Annotated in this window: 12 protein-coding genes; all 12 read left to right on the top strand. The window is 39.3% G+C overall.

What is annotated here, in order from left to right; genetic code table 11:
* Nucleotides 1-738: 738 nt before the first annotated feature.
* Entirely contained in the window at nt 739-2,574 is a 1,836-nt protein-coding gene (locus ACRRSQ_RS12245; RefSeq protein WP_440876030.1) for an arylsulfatase, read from the top strand.
* Nucleotides 2,575-2,930: 356 nt separating this feature from the next.
* Complete coding sequence (locus tag ACRRSQ_RS12240) at nt 2,931-5,453, top strand: CBM96 family carbohydrate-binding protein (RefSeq protein ID WP_440876029.1); 2,523 nt, start codon at nt 2,931-2,933, stop codon at nt 5,451-5,453.
* Nucleotides 5,454-5,472: 19 nt separating this feature from the next.
* Entirely contained in the window at nt 5,473-5,976 is a 504-nt protein-coding gene (locus ACRRSQ_RS12235) for a cohesin domain-containing protein (RefSeq protein WP_440876028.1), read from the top strand.
* Nucleotides 5,977-6,298: 322 nt separating this feature from the next.
* Nucleotides 6,299-8,785, top strand: coding sequence for a glycoside hydrolase family 2 TIM barrel-domain containing protein (locus ACRRSQ_RS12230; RefSeq protein WP_440876027.1), 2,487 nt, complete (start codon nt 6,299-6,301; stop codon nt 8,783-8,785).
* A gap of 44 nt (nt 8,786-8,829) precedes the next feature.
* On the top strand, nt 8,830-10,377 hold the full coding sequence (locus ACRRSQ_RS12225) for a sulfatase family protein (RefSeq protein WP_440876026.1): 1,548 nt from the start codon (nt 8,830-8,832) through the stop codon (nt 10,375-10,377).
* A 2-nt stretch (nt 10,378-10,379) separates the two neighbouring features.
* The gene (locus ACRRSQ_RS12220; protein ID WP_440876025.1) at nt 10,380-11,447 is read left to right on the top strand and encodes a glycoside hydrolase family protein; all 1,068 of its coding nucleotides are present in this window, start codon (nt 10,380-10,382) and stop codon (nt 11,445-11,447) included.
* 199 nt (nt 11,448-11,646) lie between these two features.
* The gene (locus tag ACRRSQ_RS12215) at nt 11,647-13,197 is read left to right on the top strand and encodes a sulfatase family protein (protein ID WP_440876024.1); all 1,551 of its coding nucleotides are present in this window, start codon (nt 11,647-11,649) and stop codon (nt 13,195-13,197) included.
* A 30-nt stretch (nt 13,198-13,227) separates the two neighbouring features.
* Complete coding sequence (locus tag ACRRSQ_RS12210) at nt 13,228-14,637, top strand: TolC family protein (RefSeq protein WP_440876023.1); 1,410 nt, start codon at nt 13,228-13,230, stop codon at nt 14,635-14,637.
* 2 nt (nt 14,638-14,639) lie between these two features.
* Nucleotides 14,640-15,881, top strand: coding sequence for an efflux RND transporter periplasmic adaptor subunit (locus tag ACRRSQ_RS12205; RefSeq protein ID WP_440876022.1), 1,242 nt, complete (start codon nt 14,640-14,642; stop codon nt 15,879-15,881).
* Complete coding sequence (locus ACRRSQ_RS12200; RefSeq protein WP_440876021.1) at nt 15,878-18,973, top strand: efflux RND transporter permease subunit; 3,096 nt, start codon at nt 15,878-15,880, stop codon at nt 18,971-18,973. Before ACRRSQ_RS12205 ends, ACRRSQ_RS12200 begins: the two co-directional genes overlap by 4 nt.
* Before the next feature lie 158 nt (nt 18,974-19,131).
* Nucleotides 19,132-20,436 carry an L-fucose:H+ symporter permease gene (fucP, locus tag ACRRSQ_RS12195; protein ID WP_440876020.1) on the top strand — a complete coding sequence of 435 codons (1,305 nt, stop codon included), beginning with the start codon at nt 19,132-19,134 and terminating at the stop codon, nt 20,434-20,436.
* A 593-nt stretch (nt 20,437-21,029) separates the two neighbouring features.
* Complete coding sequence (locus ACRRSQ_RS12190; RefSeq protein ID WP_440876019.1) at nt 21,030-24,260, top strand: TonB-dependent receptor; 3,231 nt, start codon at nt 21,030-21,032, stop codon at nt 24,258-24,260.
* Nucleotides 24,261-24,825: the final 565 nt, after the last annotated feature.

Here is a 24,825-nt window from a genome sequence, read left to right as displayed (position 1 = left end):
TAAGATAATCAATTTTAGTTAATCAACTAACAATGTTTGGGATTAGAACGTTAAACAGTAAAGCTGTTGCTATGGGCTTACTATCATAACTACCTTTGATGTGGCAAACAAAATATCAACGTTTTGAATCGTCAATAAAAGTGATTTGTTTATATATTTTTTGCTTCGCTGTTGAAGTCAATTTAATTATAAAACCTTGATTTTATATGTGAGTGGTGTATTTTATATTTAATTATTCGGTTTTTTGTAAAAGGTGAGGGTCTTGCTCCACTTTAGGCATCATAACTGTAGTGTTTATAGAGAGAGTTGTGCCTCATCAGGTGAGAATATGATTTTGATTATAAGCTAACCTTGTAAGGCTTTTCAAAAGCATAACAAGACAGTAGCGCTATTGTAAACCTATGATAAGTCTGAAATGTTTTTATCAAATGTTGGCACGACGACCGTTTGTGTAGCTTCATCCTTATTTAGGAATGTAATGCGCTTGAATGTTTTAATCTTATGCTTAAGTTTATAATAAATATATGTTTTTATATCTTTTGAACACTTATTAACATAAATAAAAATATGTTAATTTAAATAATATAGTTTCCATTATCTTTTCTTTTTGAGTAAACAGGCGTTTATTAATACCGTTTTTCATAACGGGCATTATCTCCATTGTTACTCAATACACTTAAATATGCATGGAAAAGAAAATTAAAATAAATAACATCTTATAAGATAGAGGTATTGTGTATGGCTAAAACAAGTATTTTTAATGTAATACTGTTACTAGCATCGAGTAACTTATTAGTGTCCAATGCGTTTGCTTTTCACGAGCAAAAGCCAGCGACTAAACCAAACATTGTTTTAGTGATGACCGACGATCAGGGCTATGGTCAACTTGGCATAAACGACAACCCAATTATTGATACGCCCAATATTGATCAGTTAGCGCGTGAAAGCGTTAGCTTAACTAACTTTCATGTTGACCCAACTTGTTCACCAACCAGAGCATCATTATTAACAGGGAAGAATTCTTTAAAAGCAGGTGTTTGGCATACCATTTTAACGCGATATTTCTTAGGTGAAGAACACGACACCTTAGCTGAGCAATTAAAAAGAAATGGTTACGAGACGGCTATTTTTGGTAAATGGCATTTAGGCGATAATTACCCGTACCGCCCGCAAGATCAAGGTTTTGATAATGTTATTATTCATGGTGGTGGCGGTGTTGGCCAAACCCCCGATTACTGGGGAAATACACAATTTGACGACGTATATTATGACAACGGTGTAGAGCGACGATTTCCTGGCTATGCAACTGATGTATGGTTTGAACAGGGCATTAACTTTATAAAGAAAGACAGAGAAAAACCATTTTTTGCCTATATTTCTTTAAATGCACCACATGGCCCTTATCGCGCTCCGAAAAGCTATGTTGAACCTTATCTTAAAAAAGGTTTGAACAATAGTATGGCGACGTTATATGGCATGATCACTAATATTGATGACAACATGGCTAAACTGCGCAGTGCATTAAAAGCGCAAGGTTTAGATAAAAATACCATTTTAATCTTTATGTCAGACAATGGTGCTGGTTATAAACCAACGGACAATCGCAATGTTTTGTCGAAAAAGCATGAAGCCTTGCAAAAGAAATACCCTAGTTGGATACCTAATGCCGGCCTTAAAGGTTACAAAGGCAGTACTTATGAAGGCGGTCATAAAGTACCCTTTTATATTCATTACCCAGATGGCGGTGTAGTGACTAAACAATACAATGCCTTAAGTGGACATATTGATATTTTACCCACGTTACTTGATTTAGCGGGTTTACCTTTACCTTCAAAAGGCATTGACGGCATCAGTTTGAAAGAGTTACTGACGACGGGTAATTCGAATAAATTAGATAATCGAAAAATTGTGATCACAAATCAACGTATTGACGTGCCGTCTATTGAAAGACCAACCGTTGTTGCACATAAAAAATGGCGTTATATCACCTTTAAGGGGAAAGAAGAATTATATGACCTTAATAATGATCCTCAGCAAAATAGTAATGTCATCAAAAAATTTCCTGAAGTGGCTAAACAGCTTGCTAACCATCATAAAGCTTGGTGGAAGGAATTAAGCGATAAAGGCTTTTTAACACGTAGCATTATTGTGGGGAATGACGCAGAAAACCCTGTACGACTTAATGCTATGGATTGGAGCGAAAATAAAGGCGAAGTTCCATGGTTTATTGGGCATCAAGCGCCAGCTGAGGAACGAGATTATATTCACTGGATAACTCGAGAAGATGATTTCAAGCCACACCCTTGGTATATCAATGTCGAAAAAGCCGGTAAATATGAAGTTAAAGCTTATTATCATGACTCACCAGCAGAAACGCCGGTAATGAATAAATACTGCGTTATTGAAGCAAACAATCAAAAATACATTGAACGCGTTTGGGGCAGAGCATCACACTGTGTTGCTAATATAAAACTTCAAACCGGTGAACAAAAAGTATCTGCTTGGTTTACCGATGATGAATCAGGAAATAGAAAAGATAAAGCTGCCTTTTATTTATATTTAAACCGATTGTAAAATAAGTAATTCAAATACGCCTTTTGTGGATTGATTTCACATCAGGCGTATTATGTTGTTATCTTTATAAAATCCCAACGATTTCCCAAGTTTATTTTTTCTTTTATTATATTCTCTCTTATCAAATTTAAGCTATAGCCCTTTTTTGTACTGGTTTTAACCTGTTTCCTAACAGAAAAAACTAGCTTGATTTCACACACTGAACCAAAATTTAATCGAGACTTGCTGTTAAAGTGTTCAATAAATAAATTCTTGTCTTGCAATTATTATTTAAATTACCTATCTTGTTTTGTATATGAAGCAATGGATGCACATATAAATAGTATTTACAATGTGATTTCAAACAAGGTATACATATGAAGTTTAAAACAATAACGATGACAGCACTGGCTTACGCCGTGTGTAGCTTCACGGCTAACGCTGAAGAACGAATTGCAGATAAAAGTAATATAGACCAAATCATTGCTTGGGCGGCTGACGGGGTAACAACTAAAATAACTTTTCCAGCAGGCGTGTATGAATTTTCTAACAGATTAACCATAGGAAATGATGACCTAGTGCTAGAAGGGGTTGATAAAAATTCAGTCATCTTAAAGCTCACCCAAGCGCGACCAGCACTAATAAATGCACTTGGAGATAACGCCAGTATTTCCAATTTAACCTTAGATGGTAATAATTTACAAAACAGCTTTGGCCAACCAATCTTCAATTTTAATCGAAGTGAAGGTCATAGCTTCGATAATGTGATATTTAAAAACTCATTACAATTTGGCATATCCGCACCTATAGGGTGGGCAACAGAAGGGCTAACTGTTTTAAATAGTGAGTTTGTTGATATTAAAGGTATCGTGATTAATGTCATGAACCGAAATACTTTGAGACGTGGTGGGGATGTAGTTACCGAAATTAAGCCTGTGACGGTTAAGTCATCCATTTTTAGAGAAGGTTACAAAAATGGATTTACCCTAGATGCGGGTAACGACAGAAGACATGACTCTACTGATGAAGACGGTAACAGAATTGGTCGTCGTTATACTGAATCGGTTGATATGAATGGCTCGATTGTTCAAGATAACATTTTTGAAAAATCAAACACATTCCAACTTGCTGGTGTACAAGCGGGTAATCTTACCATCGCAAATAATACCTTCATGGGGATCACTGATGATCCAACGGGCGGTGCTAATGGCCTTCATTTTGAACAGTTTACCCATGATTTAAAAATTTATGATAATGAATTTTTTATGCCAGACACCATCCCTAGTGCGGTTCCGTATATATTAATATCGGCGACAGAGGGTCATAAACGTGTTACACAAGAGCAAGACTCAGCTACTTACCCAACCTGGACCTTTAAGGTTGACGGCAGTAATGAACGACGTGCATCAACTGCTTGTGCGTCAATTGGCCATTTAGATAAAGACTGTAAGCGAGACGTGCATGCCTACGGCCCTCGCAATATCTATATTGCCGGGAATACCTTTCACGCATCAACCAAAATTAACGACTATCTATCAATTAAAGAAGGTGAAAATATTCACATTGGCGCTAAAGAAGATGGCACGATTGCGTTAAATACTTTCCATGGTGGTACTGAATCTTCACGTAAAGTGACTCTGTCAGGTCAGGATGAAGGTAATTGTGATTTAGTTATTCACCCGGGGCAGAATGTCTCTGTGGGTAATGTCGTTATTAAATCAGTGAGCTTTGATTCACCACCATGTTTAGATGAAAAACCATTGATCATTGACGGCACCGTTATCGGCGGCGATTCAAACTCCGGTGGCGACGACGATAGTGATTTTGACGGTGATGGTATTTTAGATGTAAACGATCCCGATGACGATAACGATGGCATTATTGATGAAGAAGACGCATTTCCATTCAACATTAAATATGCCGCGCCTGCTACTGAATTTCGTTTTGATGTCATTGCAGATGCCGATGTTGATTCTAGTCGCCCAGACGTTAACCTTGGTGTTCCGTCAGCCTTAAAATTATTTGTTGACCGCCGCCATAGTTACGTTAAGTTTGACGTCGCTGGCGTAGAAGACGTATTAGGCGATACTGTTACACAAAAATTATGGTTAACAAATCGCACGGCAAAACCAGTTGTTGGTAATGTTAATGTTTATCAAACAGACAGTGACTGGGAAGAATCAACGGTTACTTGGACCAATAAGCATGATTTAGAAAACTTGATTGGCAGTGCCGCAGTTGATAGCACAACAACAGTGTTTAGTGTTGATATTGATGTGACAACCGACGGTTATTATAGCTTTGGTGTAAATGCTGATGCAGACGGCCAACTATACGCTAAAGAATCAGATAATGGTTTGTTTGGTGCCTATATTGAAGTGGTAAAAGCGGTGCCATCTCCAGATTTTGATCAAGATGGTTTACCTGATCTTGTTGATACTGATGACGATAACGACGGTGTTGATGATGCATTTGATTCGTTCCCATTTGATGCACATGAGTCGGCTGATTTTGATAAAGATGGCCTAGGTGATAATGCTGATGAAGATGATGATAACGACAATGTTATTGATACTGAAGATGCTTTTCCTTATGACCCAACGGAATCGCTAGATACCGACTTAGATGGTCTTGGCAATAATACTGATCCTGATGATGACAACGATGGTGTTAGTGACGAAAACGACTTTTTACCTTTAGATGCTGATATTGGTGTTTTAGGCGACTTAGATGGTGACCTTGACGTAGATGCTATGGATATTCGCGCATTTAATCGTGGTTTATCTGCTGGCACAATTACTCATTTAGCATATGACTTAAATAGTGATGGTGTTGTTAATCGTCGTGATACGCGTGGTCTAGTAGCGCTTTGTACCAATTCACGCTGCGGCGTTAAGTAAGTTGATTTAGGAGAATAAAATGAAAAAGTTAATCGTGGCTTTTGTAATGTTATTTAGCATGCAAGCTAATGCTGGCTTAATCACATTCGAAACTGATCAAGCATCCTATAACAGTGGTGACATTTTTGATGTCACTGTCATTGTTGATAATAGCTCAGGCAATATTGCAGAAGTCGATTTTGCTTTAGATTATGACGAATCGGCATTAAGTCTTAACCAGTTCACCTTTGATTTTGACAATACCTTGTTAGCGTTAGTGGCTGATTATGATGACTCAATTTTGGGCACGTTATCTCTTTATACCTTATGGTTTGATAGTTTTGATGTTGCTGCTGGTAAATTTGAACTAGGTATCGCCACTTTTACTGCCAATGAAGATATTTCGCTAGATTTTGCTGCTAGTGAAGTTTTTGTTGCTGATGCTTTTGGTGATGAAGTGGCAACAGCGGTACCAGAACCACAAGCGTTAGCACTATTAATGCTAGGCTTGTTAATGCTAGGTTTAAAGCGTAAATATTCATAAGTTGATATTTACTTGCTTTTGTTAGGTATTGTTCACTAAAACAACTTAGCTTTTATGGAAATAGCGTTTACGAATATACTTTCGTAAACGCTATTTTATTTATAGCGCTTATAGACTCACCTCAAAACAACGTCTTGGTTAATGCATTTTCAAATTTTACCGTATTTAACTACAGCTCAATGTTTAAATAGTATTCTCTACACAAATGTAAATATTATGTAATTTCGTATTTAATTCTTATTATTCATATGTGAATTTTTTGTTGTATGTGATACAGTCAAGGAAATGATAAAACGTTTAATTAAAAGAGTGTTAGATAATAATGATAAAATTCAAAGGTTTGACTTTGTTATTTGCCTTAACCACATTTGCTTTTTCTGCTTTATCAGCTGATTTAAACAAAGTAAGTTTTAATGACGGCTGGAAGTTTAGTAAAGGTAAGTTAGTTAACGCACAAAAAAATAGCTATGACGATCGTCAATGGCAATCGGTAACGCTTCCTCATGACTGGTCAATAGAGGGGCCGTTTGACGACAAGTATAATGCCCGTAACGGCGGCTTACCGGTTTTTGGTAATGGTTGGTATCGTAAGTCGTTTACCTTACCCAAAAGTGTTAAAGGCAAACATGTATCGGTGACTTTTGATGCGGCCATGAATAACTCTAAGGTTTATATTAACGGCCATTTATTAGGTGAACGTCCGTTTGGTTACATTGCTTTTGAGTATGATTTAACGCCTTACCTTACCTATGGTGATAAGCCCAATGTCATCGCGGTCAGTTTAGCGCCAGAGAACTTTTCTGCGCGTTGGTATGCCGGTGCTGGTATCTACCGAAATACCTGGTTAGATATTAACGATGACGTTCATGTTGCTAAATGGGGCACCTTTGTTAGTACGCCAAAAGTTACTCGTCAATATGCGCAAGTAAAACTAGAAACTAAAATTAACAATAAAGGCAAGGCAACCTCGGCACAAATCCGTCATATTATCCGCAATAGTGATGGCGATATTGTGACTGAGTCTTCATCTGTTGTTGATAAGCTGAAAGCGAACTCACAGCAAACTTTGACTCATCATTTTAATATGAAAAATCCTATTTTATGGGATACCGAAAACCCGTATCTTTATCAAATTGAAACCTTGGTGATTAAAAATGATACTGTTGTTGACCGCTATACCACACCGCTCGGTGTTCGCCATATAGAATATAAAGCCGATGATGGTTTTTGGCTAAACTGGCGTCGTGTACAAATTCAAGGTGTTTGTTTACACCATGATAATGGCCCATTAGGCGCGGTAGCGAATCACCGTGCGATCGAACGTAAATTACAAATTATGAAAGATATGGGTGCTAACTCTATTCGTACATCTCACAACCCACCGTCACCTGAACTAGTGCAATTGGCTGACGAAATGGGAATTTTACTGCAAGTTGAATCATTTGATGTTTGGAAAATAGAAAAGAATACTGTAGTTAACGGCTACCATAAAGACTTTGACCAATGGCATGAAAGAGATTTACGCGACATGATCCGCCAAAACCGTAATAGCCCTTCAGTGATCATGTGGAGTACCGGCAATGAAATTATGGAGCAAGGTGATAAAGATGGTTGGAAAGTTGCGAAAACCTTATCAGATATCGCTCGTGATGAAGATCCAACACGTTTAGTTGCTGCAGGTTTTAATAATCCTAATGGCGCGATTAAAAACAAATTAGCTGATGAAGTTGATATTGTCGGCTTAAATTACAAACCGACTTTATATGATGATATCCATAAAGAACACCCAAGCTGGATTAAACTAGCCAGTGAAACATCGTCAGTAACCAGTACCCGTGGTAAGTATCACTTCCCGATGGACAAATACAGCACACATGACTCTCGTTATGTCACCAGTTACGATATTGTTGGCCCTGTATGGGCGTATCCACCTGATATTGAATTTGAATATTTAGCACGCAACCCTTCAGTAATGGGCGAGTATATTTGGACCGGTTTTGATTATTTAGGAGAGCCCACGCCATATGGTGGCAAAGATCACAGTGATATTGGTTATTGGAATCATGACTGGCCAGCACGTAGTTCATCATTTGGCGCGGTTGACTTAGTGGGCTTTCCAAAAGACAGATTTTATCTGTACCAAAGTCAGTGGACTGATACACCTATGGTGCATGTATTACCACACTGGAACTGGCCGACAATGAAAGGTCAATCAATTCCGGTATATGCGTATACCAATGCTGAAGAAGTAGAGCTATTTGTTAATGGCAAATCGTTTGGAAAAAAAGTTAAGGGTGTTGATAAAGCTGAATTACCGATCGACTTTAAACGTTGGGATAAAGAAGACCGTCCTGACTATAAAACACCTTATCGCTTACGTTGGGATGTTAAATATCAGCCAGGCGAGTTGAAAGTTGTTGCCTACAACAAAGGAAAAGTAGTTGCAGAAAAAGTCATTAAAACCGCAGGTGAAGCGGTTCAAGCAACGCTAACACCAGATCGCGCTGAAATTTCAGCCGATGGTTATGATCTATCTTATGTGACCGTAGAAGTGCAAGATGAGCACGGCAATATGGTACCAACAGCAGAAAATAAAATACGCTTTTTTGTTGAAGGCGCAGGGGAAATTGCCGCAGTTGGCAATGGTGACTCAGCAACGGTAGAGCCGTTTAAAGCCGATTATCGTAGAGCATTTAGTGGTAAAGCGATGTTAATTGTTAAAAGCATTAAAGGCCAAAAAGGTAAGATAAATATTCGAGCCTATGCCGATGGCCTTAATATCAAACCGATTACGTTACAAGCAAAATAAACAGGTTAACAACTATTAATTTAATTAGTCACAGGCTCTATGTTATGAATAAAACGAAACTATCTTCTACGCTAGCACTGACTTGGGTATGTACGAGTTTATCCCTGTTGTCAGGGTGTAACGACAGCGCAGAGGGAGAAAGTGCGATTGTAGAAAGTATTAGCGAGGCACAAACACCTAATATTCTGTTCATTTATACAGATGACCAAGCCCCATGGGCCATTGGTGCATCAGGGAATGGCCAGGCGATAACACCTAATATGGACAAACTTGCCAGTGAAGGCATGAGATTACCAAACGCGTATACCACGACACCCGTTTGTAGCCCATCTCGTGCTGGTTTGTTAACGTCTAAATATGGATTTGAATTAGGCGTTGATGACTGGATAAATACTAAGTTTAATCATTTTGGTTTAGCACCATTAGAGCCTGAACTTGGCGCATCTGCGTCGTGGGAAACCTGGCCAGAAATTTTACAAAAAGCTGGCTACTATACTGGCTTAGTTGGTAAGTGGCATTTAGGAGTGCAACCTGAGCATCATCCAACACAGCATGGTTACGACGTATTTTCAGGTTTTACCTCAGGCGGAACTAAACCGGTGAACCCGGTATTAGAAGTGAATGGTAAAGAAGTAAAAGAGCAGGGCTATACTGCGGATGTATTAACTAAGCACGCTATTACGTTTTTAAAAGAAAACAAGCAACGTAAATTTGCTTTGTCACTGCACTATAGAGCGCCGCACGGTAAATGGTTGCCTGTTGACGAAGCTGATTCTGCGCCTTATGAGAATAAAGATCTTGAAATACCTAACCCAGATTACCCTGATTTAAATGTAAAACGGGTAAAACGCATGATGGGTGAATATCTTTCGAGTGTGCGTAGTGTCGATCGGAATCTTGGTCAATTAATGCAAACCTTAGATGATCTTGGCTTAACTGAGAATACCTTAGTAGTATTTACTTCCGACCATGGTTATAACATGGGCCACAACGGTACTTGGCATAAAGGAAATGGCCACTGGGTATTAAATCATAAAGTGGTCAATGATTCGAAAAACATCCCAACCGATCAACGCCCAAATATGTACGACAACTCGATAAAGGTTCCAGCCATAGTGCGTTGGCCAAACAAAGTTGCCGCAAATAGCGTTAACTATTCAACGGTATCTAATTTAGATTGGTTTCCAACACTCTTAGCGGCAACCAATACCCAAGCGAGTAACGTTGACGCTATCCGTGGTGAAAATGTTTTACCGGTACTATTAGGTGATGTACAAACGTCGACAACGGATTATTACGCCGCTTATACCACCAAGCACCAATCCATTACGGGTATGCGTATGTACAGCGATGGTAACTATAAGTTAGTCAAAGACTATATCAACAAAGGACGCGATGAGTTTTATGACTTGCAAAACGATCCTCATGAGTCACATAACGTAATCGCCACCGCTAACCCTAAATTACAAGCCATGATTAATACTTTCGACGATGTAATATTCGAGAAAATGCTTGCTACCAAAGACCCATTGCTTAATCAGTTTTTGCCAAAGCCGAAAAAGAAGAAGGCTAAAGTGAAAAAGGAAAAATAAAGATGAAATTTATAAAAACATTAGTTGCTAGCGCATTATTGACTTCAGTTACTTTTGCTAGCCAAAGTGAAGAGTTTATGTCTGATCATGAACTTACTAAAGACCTTGCCGCCAATGGCATTGTTGAATCAAGTTTTAGTCAATCACTGCAAAGTGGCGTGCGTATTCTTGAAGAGAAAAACTGGAACGTTTGGGGCATTTCTCCGATTGTTGGTGAAGATGGTAAAATTCATGTGTTTTTTTCACGCTGGCGCGGTACACATGGCCATTGGTTAAGCCACAGTGAAATTGCTCACGCGGTTGCTGATAAGCCGGAAGGTCCATATAAAGTCCTAGGTACGGTACTAAGCGGCCGTGGTGGCAAGCACTGGGATGCTGATACCATTCACAACCCAACTATTCAAAAAGTTGGTGATAAATATGCGCTATTTTTTATCGGTAATAATTTAGCGCGTGCCGATGATTTTGATGGCCATCATGCCTCAACACAACGTGTTGGTTTAGCATTATCTGATAGTTTATACGGCCCATTTGAACGCGTAGGTGAAGATCCAATTCTTGACGTTAGCCCGAACAGAGAAGACTGGGACAGTTATTTAACCACTAACCCGGCGTTATTACAGCACCCAAATGGCGAATATTGGCTTTATTACAAAGCATGGGATAAGTATAACGATGACATGCGCAAAATGGGCGTCGCTATTTCGAAAGACATTAAAGGTCCATATAAAAAGCACCCTAAAAACCCGCTAGTATCTTTTGCCAACATTAAAAAACAGGTCGAAGATGCCTATGTTTATTATGCGGATAACAAATATCACATGGTGATGCGTGATATGGGCGTGATACACCCTCATGTTGGCCTGATGCTGGATTCCACAGACGGCATTAATTGGTCTAGCCCAATGCTTGGCTACAAAACTAATACTCATTACACAGATGAGAAAAAAATTCAGCGTATGGAAAGACCACAAGTATTAATGAAAGACGGTAAGCCCGATTACTTGTTTATGGCATTAATGGGCGGCGAGTACAACACCTCATCAGGTGTCGTCTTAAAGGTCAAATAGGCACAATCATGTTCCCTTGTTAGGTATAGACCCTAACAAGGGAAATTAAATTTGGTCGGTTTCATGTTAGTTTCAACGGGCATTAAAAAAACTTGATAACTATTTTAATAATATTAAATATCAGATAGTTAAAGACTAAAAATGAGTCACCCGTTTGGAGGAAATCTACCGTTACATCATTTTTTGGATAACTAAAAATATGAAACTTCATCAAGGTATTTTATCACTGTTAGCCTGTGCACTGGCTAGTTTAAGCCTTTCTTCTCCTGCACACTCCCACTCATCTGCAAAAACGACACACGTTGGCGAAAAGCCGAATATTGTTGTTATCATGGCGGACGATCTTGGTATCGGCGATGTGAGCTTTTACACGCGCGATCTGATCAAACGCCAACCATTATTTGAAACGCCGACACTCGACCAATTAAGCCGTGAAGGGCTTTGGTTTGACGATGCGCACTCAACCACGGCACTTTGTTCGCCGACTCGCTACGGCATGATGACCGGAAATAGCACTTATCGTAGCACTGCTCCTTGGGGCACATGGAGCATGTACAAAGAGTCGCCTGTTAAACCAACTGATGCCACTTTAGGTCGAATTGCCAAAGCACAAGGTTACCGTACCGGTTTTATTGGTAAATGGCATTTAGGTGGCGACTATAAAACTAAAGATGGCACAAAAATTTACCGTGGCGAAAAGCGTGGTTATTTACCAACGGTTGATTTATCAAAAATTGTTGACGGTGGGCCTGAACATCTAGGTTTTGAATACAGCTTTATGTTACCTGACGGTATTCAAGGCCCTAACTATATGGCTTTTGAAAACTCAACCTGGTATCCGCTGTCTCCCGAATCTAAAGTAATTTTGATTGATGAAAAAAGTGCAATTGATCCAAAAATTGTCTCAAGCAAAGGGCCTGGTATGGGCGACTCGGCATGGGATACCCAAAAAATGGGCGATATAATATCTCGAAAAGCGGTTGATTTTATTAATCAGCAACGTAGCGATAAGCCATTCTTATTGTATTACACCTCGCCAATGCCACATGTTCCTCATATACCACCGGCAACATTTGATGGCGTAAAAGTTAAAGGCACAACACCCACAGCGCATTTAGATATGGTCGTTGAACTCGATCTTCAAATCGCGCGTATTGTTAAAGCATTAAAAGATAAGGGCATTTACGATAATACCTTGTTGGTGATCACTTCAGATAATGGTGGTTTATTATTTAGCCAAAATACTGGACATCGAACATCAGGCGAGTACCGCGGTAGTAAAAATCTCGCGTATGAAGGTGGTCACCGAGTACCGTTTATTGTCAACTGGCCTGAAATGATTTCGCAAAGTGCTATCGTTAAAGAGCCGATTATGGCACACGATATTGTGGCTACTATCGCCGCAGTGACAGGCTATAAAGTACAAGAACATCAAGCAATGGATTCAATGAGCTTATTACCGCTTATTCGAGGTGAAAACGACTTTCCACGTAGAGAGTTTATGATGCAACAAGGCGGCACAGGTATGAATGTTGTCTTACGAAAAGATCAGTGGAAGCTGATGATAAAAACCAATAGAAACCTAAATAAATGGGAACCTGTTGGTTTATATAATCTTGAGGCAAATCATAGTGAAAACGAAAAAAATAACTTATTGCACAATAAAGAGTATGAAAAGCACGCTGAAAAAATGATGTCGCAATACCTTGAAATTAGGTCCTCAGGCGTAAGAACAACACCGATGCTTTAATGGTGCATTTATTTTTAAGGTTTTAGATTAATGGATAAATCGACAACGTTTACATGCAGTGCTTTGTTGGTATTGGTTTTAACTGGTTGTGGTAGTGTTTTTCAAGAAAGCACCGACACAGCTAAACTATCAGCTAACTTGCCCGAGTTCTGGCAAGCTAATTTAAGCACGAGTGTTGCTAAGCCTCAGTTTGAAGAAATATGGGGAATGACACTGCCTAAAGACGTTGAGCATTTGTTGTCGATTGCCGTAAAAGATAACAAAGCACTTTATATTTCAGCATTAAAGTTAAAGCAAGCCGAGCAAGACTTACACATTAGCTCAGGCTTGTTATGGCCTGAAGCCAAAGTTAGCCTAAATGAACGCCATTTTCAAAAGCTTGAAAATGGCGATAAACAATCAACTCAGCTATCGTCACTTGGGTTGTCAGTGCGTTGGGAGTTAGACTTATGGAACAAGCTTTCAGCCGAAAATCAACAACAAACATGGCTGATGTCAGCCAAAGAAAGTGAACTGGAAGCACTGCGCAAATCAATACAAGCACAAGTGCTTTTGGCTTGGTTAGCTGTTATCGAGCAAAATAATTTACTGCGGCTTAATCAAGAAAATATTGAAAACCAAATGAGACGCCTAAGCATGTCCTTAATGCGCTTAGACAATGGTTTAGCGTCTAGTTTAGATGTGCGTAATGTTAGAACAACCTTAATGCGCACTCGCGCAGAGCAGAAAAATATTCGTTTTAAAAGACAAAAAGCCATACGAAATTTAAATCTGTTACTCAATAAGCCGCCAACAGATAAATTATTGACCAAGTTAGAGCCACCAGAGTTAGCAAAGAGCGTCACGTTATCATCTCCTAAAAATATCTTACTGAACCGCCCTGATATTAAAGCGGCAGAAGCGAAATTGTTAGCAGCAGGCTTTGCTTGGAAGTCGAGTGAGCTTAAAAAGCTGCCGAAGCTAACCCTCGATGTTAATGTCGATACTCGACAAGATCACCTCGGGGACTTGTTTGACGTTAACTATTGGCTAACTTCTATTACCGCGTCACTTGTACAGCCGATATTTTATCGTGGCGTGCTTGACGCTCAAGCCAAAAAAGCCAAATTCCAACAAGATATTGAATTAGCAAATTTCGAAATGAAATTGCTACGTGCCTGGAAAGAAGTTGAAGATACTGTGCACAACGATCTTGTACTTGAAGAGCGAAAAGCGTTATTGGATCGCGCCCTATTAGAAGCTCGAGCGGCTGAGTTACAAACCGAAAATCAATACAGTGCTGGCCTTGCTAGTAGCTTTGAGCTTTTATCTGCCCAGCGCACTCGTACGTTAATCGAAAGCGACAGAATTAAGCTCGCAATCGCCAGAATAAACAACCGCATTCAACTTAAATTAGCGCTTGGTTTGCCCCAAGTTCCCCCGCCAACTTCGACGTCTTAATTATGATCAAATCAAAACTTATCAATGCCATTCCCTTTGTTTTTTCGCTAGCGATTATCTTTATCATTTTGTATTTATTAGATACTTTTCAACCGCAGGCCCAACAAAAAAAGTATCAGGAAAATCACCTTAAAGTTTTTGTTGAACGTAGCAATCAAAAGGTTACCCAGCTTTATGCGCATAGCCAAGGCGAAGTGGTGCCTAAGCAACAAGTTGAATTGAAGAGTCAAGTTGACGGTCGTATTACCTATGTTGCCCCTGAATTGGTAGCAGGTGGACATTTTGCTAAAGGCCAAACCTTATTAAAAATCGACGATCGAGATTATAAACTAGAGGTAATTCAGCGTGAGGCGAAGGTTGCACAAACGAAGCAAAACTTAGAACGAGTTAAAGCGCAAGCACGTATTGCTAAACAAGAGTTAGCGGAATTAGGGCGCGACAATGCTAACGCACTTGCTCGTGGTTTGCCGCAATTAGCCCATGCCGAAGCTGAAGTAAAAGCCGCGCAAGCGTTATTGCAAAAAGCGCAATTAAACTTATCAAGAACGGTCGTTGTCGCGCCGTTTGAAGGGGTTATTCGTAAAGAAAGCGTTAGCATCGGCCAGCAAATAAGTCGTAATTCCAACTTAGCAACTTTATATGCAACCGAAATTATGGAAGTGAGTTTGGCGTTAAACGGTAACGACCTTGCCATAATCAATATTCCTATTGATTATTACCAAGAAGATTATAATCAAGGCATTGATGTTGAATTAAGCGCCGAGCTAGGCGGTAACCTATTAAAATGGCCAGCAAAAGTTGTTCGCGCTGGTGGACAGTTTGATACACGTACACGGACCTTGAATGTGATTGCAGAGGTCAAAGCGATCAAAAGTTTACCTCAAATTTTGCCAGGTCTTTTTGTGACCGCCAAAATTACGGGCAAACAGGTTGATAACGCCACGGTATTGGCGCGCACTTCAGTGCGGCCGAATAATCGCATTTGGTATGTCGATAACCATAACCAATTGCAAGTCACTAACATTAATCCAGTGCAGCGTAACAACGAATTTATTGTTGTCACGGGGCTGGCTGATAATACTAAGGTGGTGGTTTCAAGTTTAGTTGCTCCTCTGCCTGGCACGGCAGTAACGGCGATATATAAAGAGCAGGAGGAAATTGCGCAAATTGACGCCAAGGCAAGCGACATTCAAATAAGTGATTTAACAAGTGTGGCAGCTGTAAGTGCGAGCAAAACACCATGAAAAAATTAGTGACTTGGTGGATAAAAAATCCGATTGCGGCTAACTTGGCCATGGTGAGCTTAATTGTTGCAGGATTAGTGAGCTACTTTGAGCGCATAGAAAAAGAGCCTTTTCCGATCACCCAAATGCCAATAATGACCGTCACCATGAAATGGTTAGGCGCAGGGCCTCGCGACATTGAAGATCAAGTCATTGTACGTTTTGAAGATGCCATTAAAAATGTTGAAGGTATAAAAAGTGTTACTTCCCGAGCGTTAGAAGGGCGAGCGGTAATTACTATTACGGGCAAAGAACGTGTTGACCGTCGCAAGTTTTCTGAAGAAATCCGTGAGAAAATAAATTCAGTCAATGGTCTACCGTCTGATGCTGAACGGCCTATTGTGACTGAAAAAACCAATAAACAACAGATGATACGCATTGCCTTACATGGGCAAATGGAACAAGAATATTTAGCCTCGTTATCTCATGAAATTCGTAAAGAAGTCGCGGCATTACCCCTTATTTCAAATGTCGAATTATTAGGGCAGGGTAATCATGAAATTGCCATTGAGTTAACCGAACACTCGATGAGTTTGTTTGATATAAGTATTGACGAAGTTGCCAATGCGATCAGAAATACTTCATTTAATATCTCGGCCGGCACGGTTAGAGATGATGCAGGTATTTTAATGTTAAGCACCCGTAATCGTGCCGAATATCAACAAGACTTTGAAGACATTATTATTCGACAAAATAGTGACGGCGGCGCTTTATACCTGAAAGATATTGCCACTATTAAGGACGGCTTACGTGATTCTCGTTATTTTTCTAGTTTCGATGGGGAAACCGCGATTTTAATAGACGTTATGAACAGCGACTACATGGATATTCCTAAAATATCTGAGCATGTTCATCAATATGTTAACGCTAAAAATGAACAATTACCTGACGGCGTTTCTTTAACCATTTGGTCTGATTGGAATGAGGCCTATCAAGCACGACTATCAACTATTTTTACTAACGCACTTAGCGGTTTACTGTTAGTTTTTATTATGTTGCTGCTTTTTTTACAGCCCCAAATTGCGCTCTGGGTTACTGCCGGCATAGCCACCGCTTTTGCTGCTAGTTTTGCCTTGTTACCGACCTTTGACGTATCGCTAAATATGATCTCGTTGTTCGCGTTTTTAATGGTGATTGGCATTGTTGTTGATGATGCCATAGTGATCGGCGAAAGTGTGCATTTAGCGCAAGAAGGTGGACATGATGGTGAGGAGGCCGCCATTATTGGCGTTGCTAATGTTGCTAAACCGGTATTATTTGGCGTATTGATAACTATGGTGGTATTTACACCAATGGCCTTTTTACCGGGCAGTAGCGCTGAATTTACCCGAGCGATTGCTACGGTGGTTATTTTATCGCTGGCGTTTTCTTTATTTGAGGCGTTATGTATTTTACCTGCTCATTTACGTCATTTAAAAAGCAGTAAATCAGTTGAAAAAAATAGCTTAGAAAAAATACAAGCCAAATTTGCTGGTAGTTTAGATTGGTTAAACCATCGACTGTACATGCCGTTTATTCAGCTATGTTTTCGCCAGAGGTATAGTGTTATCGCTTTGTTCATTGGCGTGTTTTTTATTGGGTTAAGTTTGCTTAATAACAATTACATTCACAAAGCGTTTATGCCGCAAATTACCGACGATAAAATTCGCTTAGTGATCAACTTACCGCCTACCGCAACGCATGAGCGCATGTTGCAAGTATTGATGCAAGTGCGTCAAGGCCAACAAGCACTGTTTGACTATGTTGAAACGCTAGAAAAAACTAACTTAATAGAGCACGACTATACACGTATGTATAGCACGCGCTTGGTCAGTGAAATGAAATTGGTGCAATACGAACAACGGGCCTTAACCATTGAAGCCACATCTGCACTGTTGCAAGAATTTATTGGCGATATTCCTGACGCGGAAGAAATAGAATTAAAAACGACCTTAAATACACAAGAGCCAAGAATAGGTTTTGCTTTTCATTCCCCTGATATCGAAGCTTTAAAAGAAGGTCTCATCGACTTTAAAGCACAAGTTGCCACTTATGATGGTGTAAATATGTTAAGGGACAACATGGATAAAGGTAGCCAAGAAATGGTGCTGCATTTAAAACCGGGCGCTGAAACCTTAGGTATTTCATTAAAAGAAATTAGCAAACAAGTTAAGCAAGCTTATTTTGGCCAAGAAGTTCAGCGTCTACCTAAAGTCGGTGGCGACGTGCGAGTGCGGGTAATGTATAGCCAAGGTGAACGAGAGTCGATTGACTCATTGCAGCATTTTAAAGTACGCACCAAAGATGGTCGGAGCATTCCTTTGATGGCATTGGTTGATTTGGAAATGCGTTCTGGGATTCAACGAATTATCCGAAAAGATGGTCATAATGTCGGTTATATTTATGGTGAATATGTCGGCAACGATAAAATGGCGATGTATCAAAAACTAAAAGATGAATTTTTACCGCAATGGCAACAACGTCATCCACAAGTGCATTTTGGCAGAAGCAATCGCAGTGAAGATGAAGACGAATTTAATCAAACGGTATTGGTATTGGAAGGTTTGGCTATTATGGTGGCCTATATGTTAATGGCGATTGCGTTTAGTTCATATGCTCAACCTTTATTGATCATGTCAGCAATTCCTTTTGGTTTTATTGGTGCGCTTATCGGCCATTTAATTCATGATGTCAGTTATGGTATGTTTTCAATGCTCGGGGTTTTAGCCGCGTCAGGCGTAGTAATAAACGATAATCTAGTCTTGGTTGACGCGATTAACCGCTTTTCCAAGCAAGGTCAAAATTCCAAAGATGCGGTGATAAATGCTTGCCGTTATCGATTTAGGCCAATATTGTTGACCTCAATGACCACCTTTATTGGGCTAATGCCGATGCTTTCTGCAGAAAGTGTGCAAGCGAAATTTCTTATTCCTATGGTGGTTTCATTAGCTTATGGTGTGGTCGCTGCAACTATTATTACACTGATTTTTGTGCCATGTTTATATTGGGCGAGCAATGATCTGGTGAGTTTTTGGCGAAGCTGGAAAACTAAACAATTGGTTAGTTCAGCATAAGTTAAATTATTTATTGCGAGAGCTCGTTAACTTAAACAGTTGTTTTTTTTATTTGTAAATGAAGCCTGTAACAATAGATACTTTGAATTTTAATTATATAAATTGCTACTATTTACAATTAATTAAAAATATTATTGACGAAATTTACTGGTAAAATAATGAAAAAAATCCCTATAGTTTCAAAAGACATAATCCTTCCTTTTATCTTGATCACCTCGTTGTTTGCCCTTTGGGGTTTTGCCAATGATATAACAAACCCTATGGTGTCGGCGTTTAAAAAGGTACTTGAATTAAGTAATCTTGAAGCCTCTTGGGTGCAAGCGGCCTTTTATGGCGGTTATTTTACCATGGCGCTGCCGGCTGCAATGTTTATCAAAAGGTATTCGTATAAGGCAGGTATTATACTTGGCTTAGGTTTATATGCGCTTGGCGCGTTGTTGTTTTTTCCTGCTGCGGCCATGGAAACCTACTGGATATTTTTATTAGCTCTTTATATTTTAACTTTTGGGTTGGCATTTTTAGAAACCACAGCTAATCCGTATATTCTCGCTATGGGCGCCGAAGAAACCGCGACGCAACGATTAAACTTGGCCCAAGCTCTAAACCCGATTGGCGCATTAGGGGGCTTGTATGTTGCGCAAACCTTTATTTTGTCAGCATTACAATCTGATGATGTTGATGCTCAGGGTAACGACATTTATTCAACCCTTTCTGAAACTGCACAAGCGACTGTTAGAACTACGGATCTACTGGTTATTCGTGACCCTTATGTTGCGCTAGGTCTTTTTGTGCTGATCATAATGGTGGTGATCGCTTGTATTAAAATGCCAGAAAATAAAGACAGCGACCATCAATTACATCTGGGTAAGTCGATTAAACGCATTTTTGCGATTACGCATTTTCGTGAAGGGGTAATTGCGCAAATGTTTTATGTTGGCGCTCAAATTATGTGTTGGACCTACCTTTATCAGTATGCCGAATCAATCGGCATAGATAACCGAACTGCGGTTGACTATGCCATGGCTGCGCTGATTATTTTTCTACTGGGTCGCTGGATTTGTACCTTTTTATTGCAAATTTTTAGTCCCGCAAAATTGCTAATGGTGATGTCAACTGCTGCTGGAATATTAACCTTAGGTACAATTTTCTTAACCGGAATGATGGGCTTATATTGCTTGGTATTAACTTCGTTTTGCATGTCGTTAATGTTCCCAACAATATACGGCATCGCTTTAAAGGGATTGGGGGATGACGCTAAGTTTGCTTCTGCTTTTCTCGTGATGGCCATTGTGGGTGGTGCCATTATGCCGTTTGTTCAAGGTGCACTTTTAGATATGGGTGGAGCAGGTTATACCGATGTTATTATTTTTGGTGTACCTGAAGTGAACTTCTCTTTTTTCTTACCACTGATGTGTTTTGCGGTAGTGGCATTGTATGGCTACCGTTCGGGTCGAAATAAATAAAGCAAGCCTATACTTATAAAACGAACCATTCTAAACACTTACACTATTTACTCTCATCATATGCTAATACTATGATGAGAGCGGCAAGAACATTTAATCATTAATCATTAATCGCTATTAGTTAGCTCTTCCTTGCACACCTATAATAAATGCATTAATCCTGGCAATTTTATCAATTACCTTAATCTCCGGTATCTTTATGCCAGCGACTAAACTTCAATGAGAACAAACTATTTTATATTGAGGAAGCCTGGGTTGACTGTTTTTGTGGGAGGTCGAGTGTGAATCATGAAAATTAAATTTAAATATAATGTCACTTTATATAAAGTAATTTTACATTTTGATTAAACTGAGTCTTTTGTTTTTAAAGGCCTATCTGGTTGTTAGTGTTGGGTTTTATTATCTGGCGTCAGTTTTTGATTGTTATTTTTTTATTGGTTGTATGTGAATTTAGTTTTTTGTATATAAAATAAGAGTGTGTTTTTTGTTGACAACTTAAGCTTGATGATCAAATCTTCTAGTGTAAAGAATTGTAAGTTAACGAGAAGAAATTCTCGTTTCTGCCTTTTTACTAATACTCAAGGGGAACATAAATGGTACTAACAAAAATAAAGACGAGACCACATTATCAACGTTTATTACTTGGTGCGGCATCAGCGACAGCATTAATGGGGTCATTAGCGCAAGCGCAAGAAGTTGAAAGTGCAAAAGAAAGAGAAGAAAAAGCGAAAGAAAGCATTGAAGTTATTGAAGTGTCAGGTTTCCGAGGTTCGGTGACTAGAGCATTAAATGCAAAAAGATTTTCAAACAACGTCAGTGACTCTATCTCAGCTGAAGATGTAGGTAAGTCTACTGATCAAAATATTGCAGATGCACTTCAACGTATTACCGGGGTGTCGATTCAAAGAGAAGGCGGAGAAGGCACTGAGATCAGCGTTAGGGGCGCAGGGCCAGATCTAAACAGAATAACCCTCAATGGTGTTGAGTTAACGAGTACCGGCGAAAGCAATGCGGTTGATTTAAGCCAATTTTCATCAGATGTTTTATCATCAATTGAAGTCGTAAAAACGCCAAGTGCTGATCATGATGAAGGTAGCTTGGGTGCAACGGTGATCTTAAGAACCTTTAAGCCGCTTAATGCCAATAAAAACCGAAGAAGTTTTGAAGTACAAGCGAGAGAAAATAGCTTTGCTGACAAAGAAGGTGGACCAGACTACAAAATAGGTGGCTCAATTTCTGAGAAATTTTTGGATGAAACACTTGGTTTATCAATTGTAGCGTCACGCGAAACCCAAACGCTTCGAGAAGACCGTTACGACAATACGTGGTGGCGTCCTCTGACAGTAAGAAATCGTGTGGGTGATCCTGATATCCCTGGAGACGGTAACCTTGCTGGTGCAGCAACCAATTACCAAACCGGCGAATTAGTTACCGAGTGGGACTATAATGGTGATGGTGTTATAGAAGATGCCGAGAAACAAATTCGCGGCTACGCAAATCGCCAAAACCGCTATTCGTATAACTTACGGGAAAGAGATAGAGATACCTTAAATACCACATTGCAATGGCAACCGAGTGAAAATACAGACATTCAGCTAGATTTAACCTATTCAAAACAAGAGACAGGTTTAGATCAAAACTTTTTAACTAATACTACAAACCCTAATGCGAATGAAGCAGAAAACATTCTTTGGGACCCTGAAACCTTTACTTTTTTGAAGTGGACCGATACCAGTAACCGTATCGCAAATAACCAAGGCAACCCTATAGCTGAGCCGACAGTAACTGTTCGTAATCACCGAGACATTGCTGAAACGGTTCAAACGAATAATGTTGCAGGCCTTCAGATAGAACATATTCTAAATGATACGGTAACGCTAACACTTCGGGGTGGTCATTCTGAATCAGAACAAGTTGATGATTTATTCTTACGAACTCGATTCGGAAGCATCAACGGTGTCAGAGGAACAGGCATCACAACCGGTTATGATTGTACCTTGTCTCCTGATTTAGAACGCTGTGATCAAATTATCACCAGTGGTGATGACAATAGCGTTGTGGATAACACAGATAACTTCCAATTTAATGTATTTGACGTACGTGATCGCTCTATCTTAGATACAAGTAATAGCGTGTATTTTGATGTCGATTGGGATGTGGAATTTGGCCCTATTACTCAGATAGAAACCGGTCTTAAATGGAATAATCGTGTTAAAAAGAATAAAGAATCTCTTGATACTTTAAATGCTAACCGCGTTGATCTTCCAGCGGATTTGCGTTCACTCACCTTGTACCATACTGGCGAATACTCAAAATCGGATTGGGGTAAAGAGTTTGGCTTTCAACCAAGTGATGTAACTGATGGTTGGCCATTAGCGGATACTAGAGCAATGGCAAACGCGATTTTATCGGCGGGAACAGACCTTGATGCGACCATTAACCTTGCAAATACACGTGAAATTGAGCAAAGCATATATGCAGCTTATATTAAAGCCAACTTTAGCTTTTTTGATGACAGGTTATCCGGTGATATTGGTGCTCGTTATGCAAAAACAGAAGTTAAGGCTAGTGGTTTTACAGGCTTTAGGCATGTGACAACAGGATTTACGACAACACAAGAGAATATCGATTATTTTGGTTCAGAAGAAGCTGCGTTAGCCGCGTTGGGCATGGACGTTAATGATAACAACACTGGTGTAGTTCCTGTTAATGCAACTAATGACTACAACAACTTTCTGCCGAGCTTAAACCTTAATTATTTACTGACCGAAGATACAATTATTCGTTTTGCTGCCTCAAAAACGCTTGCTCGTCCGCCTATTGATGAATTAAAGCCAGGTTTTACTGTTCGAGAGGCTGACTTTAGTTCGGTATCGAATGGCACAATTGGTGCAACACATTTAAAACCTTTCTTTTCAACGAACTTAGATTTGTCATTTGAATGGTACTTTAAAGATGACTCGTTATTTGCAGTAACATTATTTGATAAAGATTTTTCTGATTTCCAAGAATCTGCTGGTTCGTTAAATTATTGGAAGGATGTTCGTTCAACTTTTTATGATGCCAATGGCGATGCCCTATCTGATGAGGAATTAGCTGAAAATGGTACAGTGATCAATGTAGATGATATATTAACCCCAATTATCTTTGATCAACCGAGTGATTGTCTACCAAACCGAGAGCAAGATTTAAGTGCGGCTTTAGGCGCTGAAGGTTGTGATATTGCCGACTTAACATCAAGTCGAAACGGCCAAGGTGGTTATGTGCGTGGTGCTGAGTTTAACTTCCAACATGGTTTTACTTATTTGCCAGGCATTTTCAGTGGTTTAGGTGTATTAGCTAACTATACCTATTCAGACAGTGAAACGGATGCCGAACAAGAATTTAATAGTGAAGGCGTACTTATTCGTGATATTCCGGCTGCACCATTAGAGGGTACATCTGAGCATACCTATAATATGACGGTTTATTGGGAAAAAGACGGCTCGCTCGTTCGTTTAGCTTATAATGCTCGTAGTGATTATTTAGAACAACGCTTAGAGCGTGACGGCACCACTGAGTGGGTGGAAGGCAACGACAGCTTAGATTTATCAGCAACCTGGAAAATAAATAAAAACTTTTCTTTATTGTTCCAAGCGACTAATTTAACTGACTCTGTTACTCGACGCTTTTTAACGCTTCGTGGCGACTCAGTACTATTAGAGGATGGTTCACCGTTGATCCCTGCTGAAAGCTTTGATTTAGGTAACTTAAATACTTCAAGAACTTCTCGCTTAACTAATACCGGTACTAATTACCGTTTAAGTATCCGCGCTGATTTCTAAAAGTTATTATAGTAGTTAATTAAAAAGTGTAACGGTTTGCCGTTGCACTTTTTTCTTCTTGAAAGTGTATTAATAAATTGTTTAAACAATAATTTAGCTACCCAATAAGTGGTTCTTGTAAAACAAGTTTATTGATGGTCCTACTTATAGCTAACTGCAGTCATCAGTACACGATCAATGATAATTATTCCCTGTTGTCTATTGAGTAATTCCTTTTCCTAGTTGCTAATATCGATTATTTAGCCCCAATTTTCAGGTTTCAATTTTTCGGTATAACTACTTGCATAAAATAGCTAATTTTAAGCAAAATTAACCGCCATCACTTATTTACTAATGTCTTCTTAAAGCCCATAACGTTTCTTATTCTCTAACTTATTTTTCACAAAATAATTATAAATTCACTGTAAAGGTCGGCTCCAATTAAATATAAACTCACCAAGTCAAATGCAAACAGGTAGTGTGTTATTCGTACGAAGCTTTTCGTCTAATGCTAATATGCAATGTAACCGATGATGATTATTTAATGTATTGTAAGTAATGGTTTTTTGTTGCGTTTTGTTTGTAT

The organism is Thalassotalea sp. PLHSN55 (assembly GCF_052030545.1).
In the GTDB taxonomy this organism is placed as follows: Bacteria; Pseudomonadota; Gammaproteobacteria; order Enterobacterales; family Alteromonadaceae; genus CANMXU01.
The sequence above is the reverse complement of the archived record's forward strand: the minus strand, read 5'-3'. Positions and strand labels throughout refer to the sequence as shown.

Coding starts and splice junctions, on each gene's coding strand:
- ACRRSQ_RS12245 (WP_440876030.1), top strand. CDS start 739: ATGGCTAAAACAAGTATTTTTAATGTAATACTGTTACTAGCATCGAGT.
- ACRRSQ_RS12240 (WP_440876029.1), top strand. CDS start 2,931: ATGAAGTTTAAAACAATAACGATGACAGCACTGGCTTACGCCGTGTGT.
- ACRRSQ_RS12235 (WP_440876028.1), top strand. CDS start 5,473: ATGAAAAAGTTAATCGTGGCTTTTGTAATGTTATTTAGCATGCAAGCT.
- ACRRSQ_RS12230 (WP_440876027.1), top strand. CDS start 6,299: ATGATAAAATTCAAAGGTTTGACTTTGTTATTTGCCTTAACCACATTT.
- ACRRSQ_RS12225 (WP_440876026.1), top strand. CDS start 8,830: ATGAATAAAACGAAACTATCTTCTACGCTAGCACTGACTTGGGTATGT.
- ACRRSQ_RS12220 (WP_440876025.1), top strand. CDS start 10,380: ATGAAATTTATAAAAACATTAGTTGCTAGCGCATTATTGACTTCAGTT.
- ACRRSQ_RS12215 (WP_440876024.1), top strand. CDS start 11,647: ATGAAACTTCATCAAGGTATTTTATCACTGTTAGCCTGTGCACTGGCT.
- ACRRSQ_RS12210 (WP_440876023.1), top strand. CDS start 13,228: ATGGATAAATCGACAACGTTTACATGCAGTGCTTTGTTGGTATTGGTT.
- ACRRSQ_RS12205 (WP_440876022.1), top strand. CDS start 14,640: ATGATCAAATCAAAACTTATCAATGCCATTCCCTTTGTTTTTTCGCTA.
- ACRRSQ_RS12200 (WP_440876021.1), top strand. CDS start 15,878: ATGAAAAAATTAGTGACTTGGTGGATAAAAAATCCGATTGCGGCTAAC.
- fucP (WP_440876020.1), top strand. CDS start 19,132: ATGAAAAAAATCCCTATAGTTTCAAAAGACATAATCCTTCCTTTTATC.
- ACRRSQ_RS12190 (WP_440876019.1), top strand. CDS start 21,030: ATGGTACTAACAAAAATAAAGACGAGACCACATTATCAACGTTTATTA.